12 protein-coding genes are annotated in these 13,896 nt (G+C 58.7%); 6 read left to right on the plus strand and 6 right to left on the minus strand.

Annotated elements, in window-relative coordinates; all coding sequences use genetic code 11:
- Positions 1-195: 195 nt before the first annotated feature.
- Both ASD03_RS17455 and ASD03_RS17460 read left to right on the plus strand, forming a co-directional pair.
- Positions 196-882, plus strand: a complete 687-nt coding sequence (locus ASD03_RS17455; RefSeq protein ID WP_025428819.1) for a GntR family transcriptional regulator — start codon at positions 196-198, stop codon at positions 880-882.
- Between the two features lie 75 nt (positions 883-957).
- Positions 958-1,785, plus strand: a complete 828-nt coding sequence (locus tag ASD03_RS17460; RefSeq protein WP_057214463.1) for a bifunctional allantoicase/(S)-ureidoglycine aminohydrolase — start codon at positions 958-960, stop codon at positions 1,783-1,785.
- A gap of 239 nt (positions 1,786-2,024) precedes the next feature.
- Here ASD03_RS17460 and ASD03_RS17465 read toward each other — a convergent pair whose 3' ends face one another.
- A complete protein-coding gene (locus ASD03_RS17465; protein ID WP_063978339.1) occupies positions 2,025-2,570 on the minus strand; it encodes a class I SAM-dependent methyltransferase in 546 nt (181 codons plus the stop codon).
- A 456-nt stretch (positions 2,571-3,026) separates the two neighbouring features.
- The gene (locus tag ASD03_RS17470) at positions 3,027-4,835 is read right to left on the minus strand and encodes an ABC transporter ATP-binding protein/permease (RefSeq protein ID WP_057214510.1); all 1,809 of its coding nucleotides are present in this window, start codon (positions 4,833-4,835) and stop codon (positions 3,027-3,029) included.
- 279 nt (positions 4,836-5,114) lie between these two features.
- Between ASD03_RS17470 and ASD03_RS17475 the strand changes: the two genes are divergently transcribed.
- Complete coding sequence (locus ASD03_RS17475) at positions 5,115-5,963, plus strand: methyltransferase domain-containing protein (protein ID WP_057214469.1); 849 nt, start codon at positions 5,115-5,117, stop codon at positions 5,961-5,963.
- 202 nt (positions 5,964-6,165) lie between these two features.
- Here the strand turns inward: ASD03_RS17475 and ASD03_RS17480 are convergent, their stop codons facing one another.
- Together ASD03_RS17480 and ASD03_RS17485 are read right to left on the minus strand one after the other, a co-directional pair.
- Positions 6,166-7,461: a S41 family peptidase gene (locus tag ASD03_RS17480; RefSeq protein ID WP_057206415.1), complete on the minus strand. Its 1,296-nt coding sequence runs from the start codon at positions 7,459-7,461 to the stop codon at positions 6,166-6,168.
- Between the two features lie 199 nt (positions 7,462-7,660).
- Positions 7,661-8,557 carry a LysR family transcriptional regulator gene (locus tag ASD03_RS17485; RefSeq protein WP_057206417.1) on the minus strand — a complete coding sequence of 299 codons (897 nt, stop codon included), beginning with the start codon at positions 8,555-8,557 and terminating at the stop codon, positions 7,661-7,663.
- 115 nt (positions 8,558-8,672) lie between these two features.
- Between ASD03_RS17485 and ASD03_RS17490 the strand changes: the two genes are divergently transcribed.
- Together ASD03_RS17490 and ASD03_RS40555 are read left to right on the plus strand one after the other, a co-directional pair.
- Positions 8,673-9,659, plus strand: coding sequence for a cyclase family protein (locus tag ASD03_RS17490; protein ID WP_082557329.1), 987 nt, complete (start codon positions 8,673-8,675; stop codon positions 9,657-9,659).
- Positions 9,660-9,883: 224 nt separating this feature from the next.
- The gene (locus ASD03_RS40555) at positions 9,884-10,183 is read left to right on the plus strand and encodes a hypothetical protein (protein ID WP_228751017.1); all 300 of its coding nucleotides are present in this window, start codon (positions 9,884-9,886) and stop codon (positions 10,181-10,183) included.
- Between the two features lie 215 nt (positions 10,184-10,398).
- On the opposite strand, the gene ASD03_RS40145 is transcribed toward ASD03_RS40555, so the two are convergent.
- Together ASD03_RS40145 and ASD03_RS17510 are read right to left on the minus strand one after the other, a co-directional pair.
- Positions 10,399-10,755 (minus strand): hypothetical protein, encoded by a 357-nt coding sequence (locus ASD03_RS40145; protein WP_057206424.1) that lies wholly within the window; start codon positions 10,753-10,755, stop codon positions 10,399-10,401.
- Positions 10,756-11,123: 368 nt separating this feature from the next.
- Positions 11,124-11,339 (minus strand): hypothetical protein, encoded by a 216-nt coding sequence (locus ASD03_RS17510; protein ID WP_057206426.1) that lies wholly within the window; start codon positions 11,337-11,339, stop codon positions 11,124-11,126.
- A 1,147-nt stretch (positions 11,340-12,486) separates the two neighbouring features.
- Between ASD03_RS17510 and ASD03_RS17520 the strand changes: the two genes are divergently transcribed.
- A complete protein-coding gene (locus tag ASD03_RS17520; protein ID WP_234907938.1) occupies positions 12,487-13,617 on the plus strand; it encodes a YdcF family protein in 1,131 nt (376 codons plus the stop codon).
- Positions 13,618-13,896 lie beyond the last annotated feature (279 nt).

Raw genomic sequence — 13,896 nt, forward strand, 5'->3', positions numbered from 1 at the left:
CCATCAATGAGCTCTCAGGTCAGCGCGGTCGGTTGTCACACCGGTCGATGGCCGTCGTTTAAGTGGTTGCCACAGCATATCAAGTTACGGTACACAATATTGTCTACAATTTTGTAGTCAATATCAAACTGCAGTGAGTGGAATTGACTTTGAACGCTGGCCGACGAGAGTATGCGAACGGCTATGGGAGATTTCATGTACAATGCGGACGAGACCGCCGGAGCGCCGACGGCTATCATTTGTGAGAAGATCTGGCTTGCCATTGCGGAGCGGCGCCTGCGCCCAGGCACCCGCCTCAAGGAAGAGCAGCTTGCCGAGATTTTCTCCGTCAGTCGCGCCCGTATCCGCCAGGCGCTGACCGCGCTCGAACGGGATGGGCTGGTTACGATCATGCCGAACCGGGGCGCCTTCGTATCCGAGCCGTCGGTGGATGAGGCGCGCGACGTCTTCGTGACGAGAAGGGCGATCGAGCAGCGGGTGGTCGAGCGCTTGTGCGAGCGGGCGACGGTGGAAGACATCGAGCGTATGCGCTCCCATATCGACGAGGAACGGGTTGCGGGTAGGGCAGGCGATCTCTCTGCAATCGTTCGTCTTTCCGGCGGATTCCACCTGCTTTTGGCGGAGCTCTCCGGCTCTGCCTTCCTTTTCGGCATCCTGCGCGACCTGGTTTCGCGCACATCGCTGATCACCGCCATGTACCGTTCGAAACACCTGCACAATTGCGGGCCGGACGAGCATATGGCGGTCGTCGACCGCATCGCGGCGAGGGATGTGGACACGGCAATCCGTGAGATGGCCGAACATCTGCATCACGTCGAGGCGGAACTGGATCTCGACGAAGAGAAGGATCAGCCGCGCGACCTGCGTGCAGCACTGCTTTGACATTCCATTGGCAATAACCCAACCGCACCGCTCTTGTGAGGAGGCGGTGCCTGTTTTGAGAACTGAAGGACGGAAATGACTGGTCGTAATTACTATGCGCCCCATGGCGGCGCTCCGGAACAAACGCAGCTCCTGACCGACCGTGCGGTCTTCACCGAAGCCTATGCGGTGATTCCGAGGGGCGTGATGATGGACATCGTCACCAGCTATCTACCGTTCTGGGACAAAACCCGCCTGTGGATATTGTCGCGACCTTTGTCCGGTTTTGCTGAAACATTTTCGCAGTACATCATGGAAATCGCTCCAGGCGGCGGCAGCGACCGGCCGGAACTCGATGAGGGCGCTGAGGGTGCGCTGTTCGTCGTCGAGGGTGAACTGACCGTCACGCTTGATGGCAAGGAGCACCGCATGCAGCCCGGCGGCTTTGCTTTCATTCCGCCGGCCAGCAACTGGGCGGCGCATAACAGAAGCGAATCTCCCGTTCGCTTCCATTGGGTCCGCAAGGCCTATGAATACGTCGACGGCCTTCCTGCTCCCGAAGCCTTCTTCACCAACGAGGCTGACATCACACCGTCCGCCATGCCCGGCACTGAAGGCAAGTGGGCAACGACGCGTTTCGTCGACCCGACCGATCTGCGGCACGACATGCACATGACCATCGTGACCTTCGAGCCGGGCGCGATCATTCCCTTTGCCGAAACCCACGTGATGGAGCATGGCCTCTACGTGCTCGAGGGTAAGGCCGTCTACCGGCTTAACCAGGATTGGGTCGAGGTCGAAGCCGGCGACTATATGTGGCTTCGCGCATTCTGCCCGCAGGCCTGCTACGCCGGCGGCCCCGGCAAGTTCCGCTATCTGCTCTACAAGGACGTCAACCGTCACATGAAATTGCGCCCGCGCTAAGATCCGCGGCAACATTGTCCTACCGAAACAGCGCCTTCCAAGAAGGCGCTGTTTCTTTTTAATCAAAGGGATGCGTTAGCAATTTAATGTGCCGCCTTGGGTCGGTGAGGGCCAAGCTTTTGCCTCACGGGCCGAAAATATTCGCCGGTCAGGAGGACAAAAGCGCGATCTCGCACCTGACTCTCGTCCTCGTTGCGGCCGGCGCAGTCAAAGTTTTCCCGTAGCGGCACGCCAGCGGATCACCATGGTCCATTGACGTAGAGAAAATACTTGTCTTTGGGCGCGCCCGGCGGAAGCGGTAGCGAACGCGTCCCCGCCAGTTCGAGCGGCAAATCGGACAGGACGATGGCATGCGGCGCAAGGACTGCCGGGAGGCATCGGCTCAGCTTGGCGCTTGTCGCAATATTGTTCGCGTTGACATACGAACCCATATCCGCATGCGCCAGGATGACCTGTCTGTCAAAGCGGGTGGCAGCGGCACCAAGCGTATCCTCGATGTCGCCGAGCAGCAAATAGTTCTCTGGCGGCGTGCAGTCGGCGAAACAGTCGATCTCGCGATCCAGAACATAGATCTCGCGCTCCGGGAGATGGATGCGCAAGTGGTCGTAGGTACGACCGTGACCCAGCCCCATCTCGAACACAATGCCCGGACGGTCGGCTATTTCTCGGAAGGCCCATTCGAGGCAGATGTGCTGAGCCTCCAGACGGAACAGCAATGTTTCGAGCCGGGAGTCTTTACGTCTCCCTTCAGCGCGCGGTTCTTTCAGTGTGGCACGTGTCGGCATACTTATCGTCCCTGCGGGTTATGGAATCGAACGCGGCTCGGATGGCTCCAATTGGCGCCGGCGCGGTGGCCTGCAACCGGTGAATGAAAGATATAGGACGAACGTTCGATGTGCCAGTGCCCAGCCTGTGAGGAAAAAATGCACTGATCTCAAGGAACATCTAAATTCCAGGAGGCATCTAAGGTGGACGGCAACCAGGCTGGCGATTTTGCGACGTTTTTTTGGGGGGCTTCAACGGAGATCCCGACCCCATGAGAAAAGGCCGTGGGCGCGATCCCGACGTACAGGACGGTACGACTGAGGGGCAGCAAAGGGTTGCACTCTGCCGTCTGAAAGGTGCTTTTCCAACGACTGTTGTGTGGCGAAACCGGCCATATCCCCGTCGTGTGAGCGTCGCCATGGCGCTTAGGGTTTCGCCCCCTACCGGAATCGCTCCCGCCTTCAGCGCGAGCGCTGTCAATCGACAAGTTGTGGATTGGTGGGGCGCAGGCTCTTTGGCCGGATCAGACGCAACGAACCGCCGGCGGCGTCCTTTTCGAGTTCCAGCACGCGGGTGAAGAAGCCGTTGGCGCGTTCCCTGCGCCCGATGTTGACGATTGCCGCCTTGCCCATTTCCTGGTCGAGGAACGTCATCACCTTGCGATAGGCATCGTCTTCCAGTGTATCCAACGCCTCGTCGATGATCAGCCACCGCGGTTTGTGCAGACCAAGGCGGGCGATCGCCAGAAGACGCATCTCGACCTCGCTCAGATTGAGCTTCTTGCGCATGTCCTGGTCGAGACGATCGGCGAGGCGGCCAAGGCCGACCTTGGAAAGCACGCCGCTAAGTTCGCCGTTCTTGAAGCTGTCTGGCGTCTTCGGGTAGGCAAGCACCTCTTCCAGCGTGCCCGGCGCAAAATACGGCGAGCGGGGAACGAAGGCGAGGCCATCATCGATCGGCAGCGAGATGCGGCCATGCCCCCAGGGCCAGAGACCTGCAATGGCGCGGAAGAAGGGCGCTTTTTCCACCTCCGCCGCACCGGTGACAAGCACGCGTTCACCAGGATTGATGGTGACATTGGGCTCCGAAAGCTTGATACAGCCGGCGGCCGAGACAATCTCGATATGATCGAACATCATCTGCGGTCCATCAGCCGTAACGAACTCGATGCGCTTGTCGCCTTCATGCCGGTCGTCGACGACGAGCAGGGCTGAGCGGAACGCGGCGACGCGCATCAATGTCGCGCGCCAGTCGGCAATGGCACCGATGTTGTCGACGAACCAGCGCAGCGATGCGTGCACCTGGTTGAAGGCGCCCACGGCCATCATCAGGCCGCCGAAGCTGAGATCGCCGGCAAGATAGACCGGCGAGGCGATGACGATCGGTGCGACAACAGTGATCCAGCCATAACCGGCCGTCACCCAGGTCAGCCGCGTAACGGCGAGCAGCAGGCTCTGGCTGATCTCCAGAACGGACGCGAGATCTGCCTGCAACCGGCGTTTCTCGTTCGTCTCGCCCGATGACAGCGAGACCGCCTCGATGTGTTCGTTGATGCGCATCAGCGAGAAGCGCAGCGACGCCTCGCGTGCGTAGTGTTCACCGTTGAGCTTGACCAATGGCCGCCCGACGAGCCAGCTCAGCCATGACGCCGTGCCCGCGTAGAGAATGGCAGCCCAGACCATGTAACCGGGGATGTTGATGGCCATGCCCGAGATGTGAAAGACGAAGCCGTCCGACAGCGACCAGAGCACGCCGATGAAGCCGGCGAGCAGGATGCCGGATTGGATCAGCCCAATCGTCAGCCCGGCGGAGAGATCTGACAGATGGCGTGCATCCTCGTGTATGCGCTGGTCTGGATTGATGCCGATGGCGCCTGCATTCGCCAGCCGGAACGCGCGCGCCGGCTTCATCCATTCGTGGATGAGATCGAGTGTCAGGCCTTCGCGGAGCTTCAGCCGAACAAGCTGGCCGAGCCATGTCTGCAGAACATTGAGAACGAGCAAAGCTCCGGCGATCTGGGCGAAGACAACGAGCTGGTGCAGGAAGGCCGGGAGGTCACGTCTTTCCAGCGTGTCGTAGAACGGCTTGTACCATCGATTGAGGATGATCTGACCGAAGGCAGTGGTGACGATGACGGTCAGGATACCAAGGGCGAGCCAGATGATCCGGTTTCGGAGTGGCGAAGCCATGAAGGCTGCATGCATCATCCGTAACTGGGCGCTAAGGGGTTGTTCGTCGTTGGCCTCTACCCGACCATTGTTCTTGCCGTTTGTTGGGTTCGGCATCGATGCGAATCTCTCCGTCACGATCTCCACAGGGGAAATATAGCCTGCCGAGCCCGGTCTCCCTAGCGCCGATTGTCGTTATCCAAATCAGCAGAAGGCAATTTGGGTGGCCCCTGTTGCCCAAGCAACAGCATTCGGGCTGCAAAACTCAATTCAACAAGGAGCTGGACGACAGTGCGGCACGCGCCCCAAAAGGCATGAAACTGATTGTATCCATATAAAGAGGGTTCATAGTTCCGATCGATGAGACACGAGAGCGCATCCACGGGAGGAACGTGCATGTCCAACAATCTCGACCACATCCGTGAGCAGCAGAAGGATCTCTGGGACCGGTTTTCAACCGGCTGGCAGAAATGGGACGAACTGGTTCTGGGCTGGCTCGCTCCGTTCGGCGATGCAATGATCCACCAGGCCAAGCTTAGGGATGGTGACCATGTTCTCGATGTCGCGGCTGGCACCGGCGAACCGGGGTTAACGGCTGCCGCTTTGGTCCCGAATGGTCGAGTGACGGTAACAGACCTGTCCGAGCGCATGCTCCAGGTGGCCGCCGAGAATGCCCGACATCGCGGTCTCAGCAATTTCACGACCGAGATATGCGACGCCGGCAGTCTGCCTTTTACCGATAAATCCTTCGACGCAGTACTATGCCGGTTCGGGTTCATGTTTTTCCCGGATGTCGGCGCGGCGGCGCGACAATTCAGTCGTGTCGCGAAACCTGGCGCGCGTGTTTGTGCTGCTGTTTGGAGCGGGCCTGAAAAAAATCCCTGGGCGACGACAATAATGGCAACGATCGCGCGGCACGTGACTTTGCCCGCGCCGATGCCCGGCGCGCCCGGCCTGTTTCGTTGCGCAGCCGCGGGCATGATGTCGGCGGCATTCGCCGACGCAGGTTTGCAAGATGTCGATGAGCGGGAGATCTCAACGATGATGGTGCACGAGTCTCCTGAACGGTATTGGACCTTCATGACCGAAATAGCGGCGCCCGTGGTCGCGGGGCTGGCTCAGGCGGACGCCGCGACGCATGAGGCGATCAAAAATGAGGTTCTTGATTTGGCGCGTCAGTCCATGCGCGGCAACAAGGTCGAGTTACGTTCTACTGCGACGATTGTCACGGGAACACGAAGATAAAGGCGGACGAGGACCACGGCGGGGCTTTCAGACACGACCGTGCATGGAGAACACTGTCTGAGGGTCGCGATCAACAATCACCGCACCAGACGCCAGGACTTGAAGTTGCTCGTCGACGAGGTCGTCCGGCTTGGCCGGGAAATCGTCCGGGCGAGCGCAGCTGCCTGAATGGCCCGCAAACCCCAGGGTGTCACGTTCGTTGTCACCGCGTCAGCGACGGTTGACGTGGCGTGACGATGCGGTCCGAGGTGCCGTCGGCGAGAAGCCGAAGCATCTCCGAGACTGCGGCTTCCCGTTGCGGATCTCGGCCGGCGGCATAGGCGAGGGGCAGGGCGACGCGAATGTCCGGGGCGATCCCGTTTCCTTCCAGCCGAACATTGTCGTCGATGACCGCATCGGAAACGGCAATTTCAAGGAGGCTGTTGTCGGGCAATGTATAGGCGCGGCCAGCCAACAGCGCGCCAGCGGTTCGCTCGCCCACAAGCGGAATGCCATTGATCTTCAGCGCGTAGGCGAAAAGCTCGAGCCCGCTGCGCGTGCCCTCATCGACCAGCGCCACCACCGGCCCGCGCCAGCGAACATTTGCCAGCGTGTCCTTTCCGCGCCGCGGGATCAATCGGAACGACGGCGTGTCGCCGACGAACAGTTCGGCGGCGTCCGCAGCGCCACCGCCCCAACGCCCGCGGAGGTCGACGATCACCCCGTCGACATTGCTCAGGCGACCGGTCGAAAGCTCGCGCTCCACGATATCAAGCCCATCGCGCGTCGAGAGGGTCCAGAACCTCACATAGCCGATCTTTTGCCCGTCCCGTTCGCTCACTGCGACGCTGTTTTCGATCGCCTTTTCGAATGTTGGGAGCGGACGCAGCCGTTCGACCGCAACCTTGACGCCTATCGGCGCCGCATCGGCCCTGCGGCGGAGACGGATGTCAACCGATTGCCCGACCTTGCCTTGAAAGGAGGCGATCTCGCGATAGGGCTTACCATCGACGGCAAGGATCTCGTCGCCCATGACGATCCCGGCCTTTGCTGCCGGAGAACCATCATAGACATCGGTCACGAACCGGGCATCGCCTAACTGCGTGACCATGCCGATGCCGGCGTAGCTCACTTCTCCATCGGGCGGAAACAACCGACGCAGGTCATCACGGATAGCGAAGCGGAAGATGTCGCTCAACTCGAAGTACGCAATCGTGTCCGATTTGAAACGGCCATTGTGGGAGGCTTGCAGGCTGGCCAGCGCCGTTTCGATAGCCGCATCCACGCGGGCCGTGGAACCCGTCGTGGACAGCGCGGGTGCCGCGCTTTCGATTTCTTTTTTTGCCGCGGCGTTGAAGCGATCGAGCGCATTTTCGTCGTGAAACTCCGAATTCACCAACGTGATGACGCGGTCGAAGACCGGATCGCCCGACCGAGGCACGTCGGTCGCAAAGGCGCTCACGGATATGAACGCCAGCAGGATCGGGGTTTGTGCGGCCCTGAGTATCGCATTGCGCATCGGCGGTTTTCCGGTTCGTTTCCGCTCATTATCGGTCTAAGCGCGGCGGAGGCGAGGCCCGGCATTGCAAAATTGCGTGATCGCCGGTGTGAGGCACTGGCTGCACCGCGCGCCATGGCGTCCAGTTTTAGAGATGGCGATGGTAGGAGGTCGTAAGGGGCCGATACTGATCACTTTGCGCGTCAGCTAAAAGCCTGGTCTAGAAACCGGCTTTCCGTAGCTCGCCGGCTAGAAATTCGGTAAAAACCTTCACTTTCGACTGCAGAAGGCGGTTGGTCGGGTAGACCGCGTAGATGCTGCGCCGGGCAAGTTTTTGCTGCGGCAAAATCCGCACGAGCTTGCCGCCGTCAAGCGGCGGGTTGGCGATGAAGGACGGCAAGGCACCGATGCCGATGCCGGATTGGATCATCTGACACAACATCAGACTATTGTCCGCGACGAAACGCGCGGGCAATTCGATGCTTGTCGTCCCATCGGGACCTTCCAGCACCCAGCTCCCCGGTTGGTCGGCAAGCCGGTAGGCGAGGCAATGATGATGCTTGAGATCGTTGACCTCGGTCGGGGTGCCATTTGCCGAGATATAGGCAGGCGCTGCACAGATGAATTGCTCGACTTCACCAAGCCGCCTGGCAATCAAAGATGAATCCGTAAGCGTCGCGCGCACGCGGATGGAAACGTCGAAGCCCTCGGAGACGACGTCGAGCACGTGGTCATCGAGCGTCATATCCACCTTCAATTGCGGGTGAAGCATCATGAAGCGGGCAAGCATCGGTGCGAGAACGGTCAGTCCGAAAGACAGGGGAGCATTGATCCGGAGCCGGCCATTGATTTCGCCGGTTTCCCCGGATGTCTTCCGCTCGAGATCGTCGAGCTCGTCGAGCAGCCTGCAACATTCGGTGAAATAGCTGCGCCCGCTTTCCGAGAGGCTCATGCGGCGCGTTGTGCGCACGATCAGCACTGTGCCGAGCCGCGCCTCGAGCTGCCGGATTTGCTTGCTGATCGACGCATTCGATTGTTGCTGCTCTTCGGCCGCCTTGCTGAAGCTCTGCAACTCGATGACGCGACGGAACGAGCGCATGGCGGCCAACAGATCCATATTTTCTCCTGAGTAAATTATGTTTTCTAATTGTCGCCGATTATTCGCGCTTGGGCTAGCAATAAGATGGACCCAGCTTCCCGATTTCAGGGAAAGCGAGAAGAAGGAGTTCATCATGTTCGATACGAAAGTTCTCAGCCGCGCCTTGGCTGCCTCCCTCATCGCCGGCCTCGTTGGCAATGCGGCTCTCGCACAAGAGGTCGGCAAGAGCCCCTGGGGGCCAAAGGATGAGATCGGGCGCCTCAATCTGATCACGCCGGAATCCCGCGCTGCGATCCTCTCGCGGATTGATGGAGGCAGGTCCTACGATCTAGCGGTGGAGTATTTCATCGGCATGCCAAGCTGGGAGGCGGCGGGCGATCCGCCATACCAGATGTGGATGACCCACACGCCGCATGGCACCGCCGTTTCCGACCCGATGAAAGTCGGCAAGGAGATGAACGAGCATGTCAGCTACACAGGCTCGGCCGTGTCGATGTATGCACACATGGGCACACATATCGATGCACTCAATCATTTTGGCTTGAACGGCAAGATCTGGAACGGTTATGACGCCACCGAATACCTTGGCGACCAGGGCTGGACTGTCACAGGCGCCGAGAAGCTGCCGCCGATCATTGCGCGCGGGGTCATGGTCGATGTCGCTGCAGCCAAGGGCATGCAGATGCTGCCGGACAACTATCGGGTGACGCGCAAGGATCTGCAGCAGACGCTCGACCGCCAAGGCGTGAAACTGAAGCAGGGCGATGTCGTGCTCATCCGCACCGGGCGCATGCAGCATTACGAGAACGCATCGGCCTACATGAACAACCCTCCGGGGCTGAGCATCGATGCTGCGAAGTTCCTGGTCGAGGATGGCGGCGCCATCGTGGTGGGTGCCGACAACCTCAGCTTCGAGGCGTTTCCTGCCGAAACTGAGAACAATTACGTTCCGGTGCACACCTATCTGCTCGCCCAGCAGGGCGCGCCGATCATCGAACTCGTCAATCTCGAAGGGTTGTCGAGGGATCGCATCTATGAGTTCGCATTTGTCGGCGCGTCCTTGAAGTTCCGTGGCGCGGACGCCGCACCCATCCGCCCGGTGGCCTTGCCGCTTCGATAGGATCGGGTACCAGGCGTCCACAAATGGCCAACCGAGACGCCGTGGGAAAAGCTCGCGGCGCTCTTGCTACGTCTCGAGTCCTGTTTGATGGGCAGCGGCCTCGGTGAGGCCGTGACCCTGGTCCCCGACGACAACAGGGCTGACACTGCTACTCTTGCCCATTCGGCGTTCGTTCCAGTCCTGCCATACTTGTTCGAAATACAACCGAATATTGCATTTGTGGCATGGCTGGTTTCACGGCTGAAACCGGGCGATTTCAATTACCGGCGCCTGCCGTGAGAAATCTCTACGATCTTCACGCCGATGGCGGTCTTGGATTCGTTGAAAACGATCTCACCTCGGCCAATGACCGTGCCATTGACCTTGAGGTCGACCGGGTCTCCAAAATTTGTATCGAGATCTATGTGATCATCCCGATGCAGCTTGGAAAGCTGGGCCACAGTCAGCCTGCTGCGGCCAAGGACTACCTCGATGACAAGCGGGATGCCCTGTACGGCATGTTCGCCAATCGGGGCGCTTTCTAACGGAACAGGGCCGGTTTCGATCTCCGGCACGCCATTGTAAAAAGTTTCGTTCATCATCATGCACCACCCAAAAACACTGGTTTACAAGTCCTTAACGAAAGGGTTGCGCCAGTTCGCCATGACAGGCAATGGCACCGGGGAGGGCAGGGCCCGTGCGCCTTCCGTGAGCGTTAACAATCCATTAACATCCACAAAGGCGACGTCGGAAACGTGTCCTAGAGTGTCATTGCGGACCAACTTCCTTCCCGCTTTTCGAACCCTATCGCCCGGCGACCATCAGGCAGCTTGTCACCGAGTCGGACGACATAGACATATCCGCCATAGACCATCAGCCCGCGATCGCCGTCGCTGAACACAATCTCGAACTTTGGAGGGCTCGGGGCAACCGTGCCTTTTGAAGGGTCGGTATCAGGCGCGAGTTCCACGGAAGCGTCGCTCCAAGGCAAACTGGGCGCCGGTGCGACATAATAAATCGCGGTCAAGGCAGATAGGCTGCAGATAGAAATTGCCGCAATCTGCGAGGAAATGCCGTTGGGCCTCATGACATTCGGGTGAAACGTGGCTGCGGCCAATATGCAGTCCTCCTATATTTTACTGATGCTTGCGGCGGCGGGTTGAGGAGGCGGCCGGGTCGATTTGTGGCCTGACAATAAATCTGCCTCGGACCTTTGCTTGACGATGCGACTCAGATGCCTCAGCGCTCCATGCGAAACATTTCACCCTGACCCTGACAGGACAACGCGATCGACAGCGGTTTCCACATCTTTCGATTGCCTTCGAAAGGCGTCCACACTCAGGGGGTATGAGCGATCCAAGGGTATAGCGTCGTCAAGCGCTCCAACTCATCGCATTCGCAAGCGTTGCGTGAACCGTCGATTGATCGATACGCATTCAATGTTCAATGAGGACGCCGATTGCTCTCCTTTGGGCGAGCTGTCCGTCACCAGTTGCCGGGGTCGGCGGTGTGATCGACACTGGCAAACTCGTCGGCCTTTTTCCGATCCAGCGTGAGGCCAGTGGTGATCTTTGCCTCATCTGTGACCGAATAGGACAGAGGCGGCGGCCGATTGGTCAGCTCCTGATACATAAGCAAGGCAGCCTCCTCGGCGGTATCAGCCGCGAACTCTTCGTTGATAGTGACGGTGAACTTATGCATAGCCTTCTCTGTGCTCTTTCGACGCCCCGCACCCAAACGCGATTGTAGCGTCTCTGGAGACCCCGGTATATCCATGCGCCTCAATATGCTCGCATGCACCAATGGCCGCGTTCATCGCCACCCCGCTTTCCCCGGAGGATGACGTTAAGTTATCGGCAGCATCGCTGATCACGCCCAGCGCCAGGTTCACAGCCATCGTAGCGAACTCTGGCTGCAGTCACATTGCAGATCTGCCTTGAAGAGGTGGGCGGCGCCGATCGCTTGGCGGCAAGCGGGCGCCGCCCTCGTCGCGAAGGCGTACGACGTCGCGTTGGCGGGGAAGCCACGCCCAGGAATATTAGAAAGCGCGGCAACGCCAATCTATACCTCATTGAGGCACTTCCGATACCTTGGTCGACGTAAGCTGGTCGACGCGGCGGCGCGAACTGGAACAGGCCGCATAGAATCGTGAATAGCCCGAGACCCATGAGGGCAAAATCCGCCACAGCACGCCGTCAAAAGTGCCGGCAAAGACCTTGCCGGTCGATCACATTATTTGCGCGATCGACCGGGCGGCTAACTGATTGGGTTAGGAGCGAACCTGATCACAGAACTTGAGATTGGCTGGCTTCTCCAGAATGTGGTCGTAACCAACGTTCTTCATGTCTGTGGTCGGCATTGAGCCATCGACGATATCCATTACACGTCCCGTCTCCTCCATCCAACGCGCCGGAGTTCAGCGGCGATCCACTGTCTGCCTGCTACGCTTCGGATCTGGAAAGCCTCGTAGTTGAAAAGCGGCCAGCGTTGTGGGTGCACGGCCAAGTCCGCCACGGAGTTGATTACGTGATCGGCGAGACTAGGGTGAAAGGTCGGCTGTTGGGTGAAGATACCAATACAGTACCAATCAACGATTGCCGTCAGTCCAACACCGCCAATTCGTCTATCCAGACATATCCTATCATATTGTATTATAATTCCTATTGCTGGATTCTTCTGCCAGTGATTTGGGAATCATGGCCGTTGACTGGACAAGTGGTCAGTTTTTGGTCTTACTACATGGACCGAACCTCTTATGAATGTAACGGTTCGGTCGTGATCACGGAAAATACATTTCGATCCGGTCGTCAGTAGGCTCGGCCGGTCAGCGGAAAACTGGGAGAGTTAAATGAAGCTGAGATCCATTTTTGCCGTCATGACGGGACCGATCAAGGTCGCACCAGCTGCCACACGCGCGCAGGGTGGGGCGAGACGCTACATTCTGGGCGTCCTGGCAGCAACGGCCTGCTTTATTTCGGCCGTTCCAGTCAGTGCCTTTGATCAGGCCAATGCCGACCGCATCAAGCAGTTGGTCGACACGGGCATGCAATATTACTGGTCGGGCGGCGACGTCAAAAAAGCCGAAGCCGAGGTCTTCAAGGGGATCACCCTGCACGGCAAATACGATGTCGTGGAAGCGGCTTTCAAGGAGGCGTCGACGTTAGCTCCTGAGCGACTGGATTTTCAGTACGCCGTCGCATCGACCCAGATCATTCAGAAAAAACTGGACGAGGCGCAGACGACATTCCAGGGGATCCTCGAAAAAGATCCGACGGCCTTTGACGCCCAAAGCTGGTTGGAGGCCATTGCTCGGATTCGTGGCGATGAGACCAACGTGGCGCTCGCTCATCAAGCTCTCGCAGGGCTCGATCGCGAACAAGCAGAGGTGTATCGCAAGCGTTTTATCCGCGCAGAGCAGATCATGGCAGAAAAGCCAAACTTCGATGTACCGACGCTGCCTGGCAAGGTGATGGTGGTCGCGCTCGGATATGCGTTGGCGGACGACGGCACAGCCCAGCAAACTCTGCTTGACCGCCTCGAAGTGACATTGAAAGCTGCTGAAGCTAATCCCACAGCGCTCGTGATGGTGAGTGGCGGAGTGCCGAAGAACGGCGTCACCGAGGGTGACATCATGTCTAAGTGGCTGGTCGACAAGGGCATCAGCCGTGATCGCATCATCATTGAGGACAAATCAAAAGATACGATCGGCAATGTTGTCAACGCTGCCAATCTCCTGGTGCGGCACCAGGCCGATACCGTAATTTTGGTGACAAGCTCAAGCCATATGCGCCGTGCTCGTACGGTCATGGAAGATGCCCTGACGCAACGTGATTTGCCGACCACAGTCGTGCCACTGAATGCGCTGGACGCACCGTCTCAGGAAGAGGCAGCAAAGGTGGGCGCTGACGAACGGTTGGTAATCTACCGGGATCTGATGCGTGTATCGGGTGTCTGGGCTTACCCTGGGCTTCAACAGTAGTCGTTTTCCCACGGCAACAGAATGCTATGAACAGATTGCGCGTCCCAATCCATACTTGAGATGGAGGGGCGCGTAAGCTGGCTCAGTGGGTCAGTCTGAACGACCCGCAGTAAGGCGCGTCGAAGTTCCATAAGATATATTATGCGATCCATTGATGTAGCCGCAAAGTTGAAGTGTCCTGATCCTGCAAAGTAAGAATGTCACTCTCCCCGGGTTTTGATGACCTGGGAGATTGCGGATGGGATTGATTGCGATGAGCGAGCGTGACCTGCAGCGGAT

The organism is Ensifer sp. Root127 (assembly GCF_001425225.1).
GTDB classification, from domain to species: Bacteria; Pseudomonadota; Alphaproteobacteria; order Rhizobiales; family Rhizobiaceae; genus Ensifer; species Ensifer canadensis.

Bases quoted from the DNA above. Each gene is read 5' to 3' on its own strand.
- ASD03_RS17455 (WP_025428819.1), top strand. From the start codon at position 196: ATGTACAATGCGGACGAGACCGCCGGAGCGCCGACGGCTATCATTTGT.
- ASD03_RS17460 (WP_057214463.1), top strand. From the start codon at position 958: ATGACTGGTCGTAATTACTATGCGCCCCATGGCGGCGCTCCGGAACAA.
- ASD03_RS17465 (WP_063978339.1), bottom strand. From the start codon at position 2,570: ATGCCGACACGTGCCACACTGAAAGAACCGCGCGCTGAAGGGAGACGT.
- ASD03_RS17470 (WP_057214510.1), bottom strand. From the start codon at position 4,835: ATGCCGAACCCAACAAACGGCAAGAACAATGGTCGGGTAGAGGCCAAC.
- ASD03_RS17475 (WP_057214469.1), top strand. From the start codon at position 5,115: ATGTCCAACAATCTCGACCACATCCGTGAGCAGCAGAAGGATCTCTGG.
- ASD03_RS17480 (WP_057206415.1), bottom strand. From the start codon at position 7,461: ATGCGCAATGCGATACTCAGGGCCGCACAAACCCCGATCCTGCTGGCG.
- ASD03_RS17485 (WP_057206417.1), bottom strand. From the start codon at position 8,557: ATGGATCTGTTGGCCGCCATGCGCTCGTTCCGTCGCGTCATCGAGTTG.
- ASD03_RS17490 (WP_082557329.1), top strand. From the start codon at position 8,673: ATGTTCGATACGAAAGTTCTCAGCCGCGCCTTGGCTGCCTCCCTCATC.
- ASD03_RS40555 (WP_228751017.1), top strand. From the start codon at position 9,884: ATGGCTGGTTTCACGGCTGAAACCGGGCGATTTCAATTACCGGCGCCT.
- ASD03_RS17510 (WP_057206426.1), bottom strand. From the start codon at position 11,339: ATGCATAAGTTCACCGTCACTATCAACGAAGAGTTCGCGGCTGATACC.
- ASD03_RS17520 (WP_234907938.1), top strand. From the start codon at position 12,487: ATGAAGCTGAGATCCATTTTTGCCGTCATGACGGGACCGATCAAGGTC.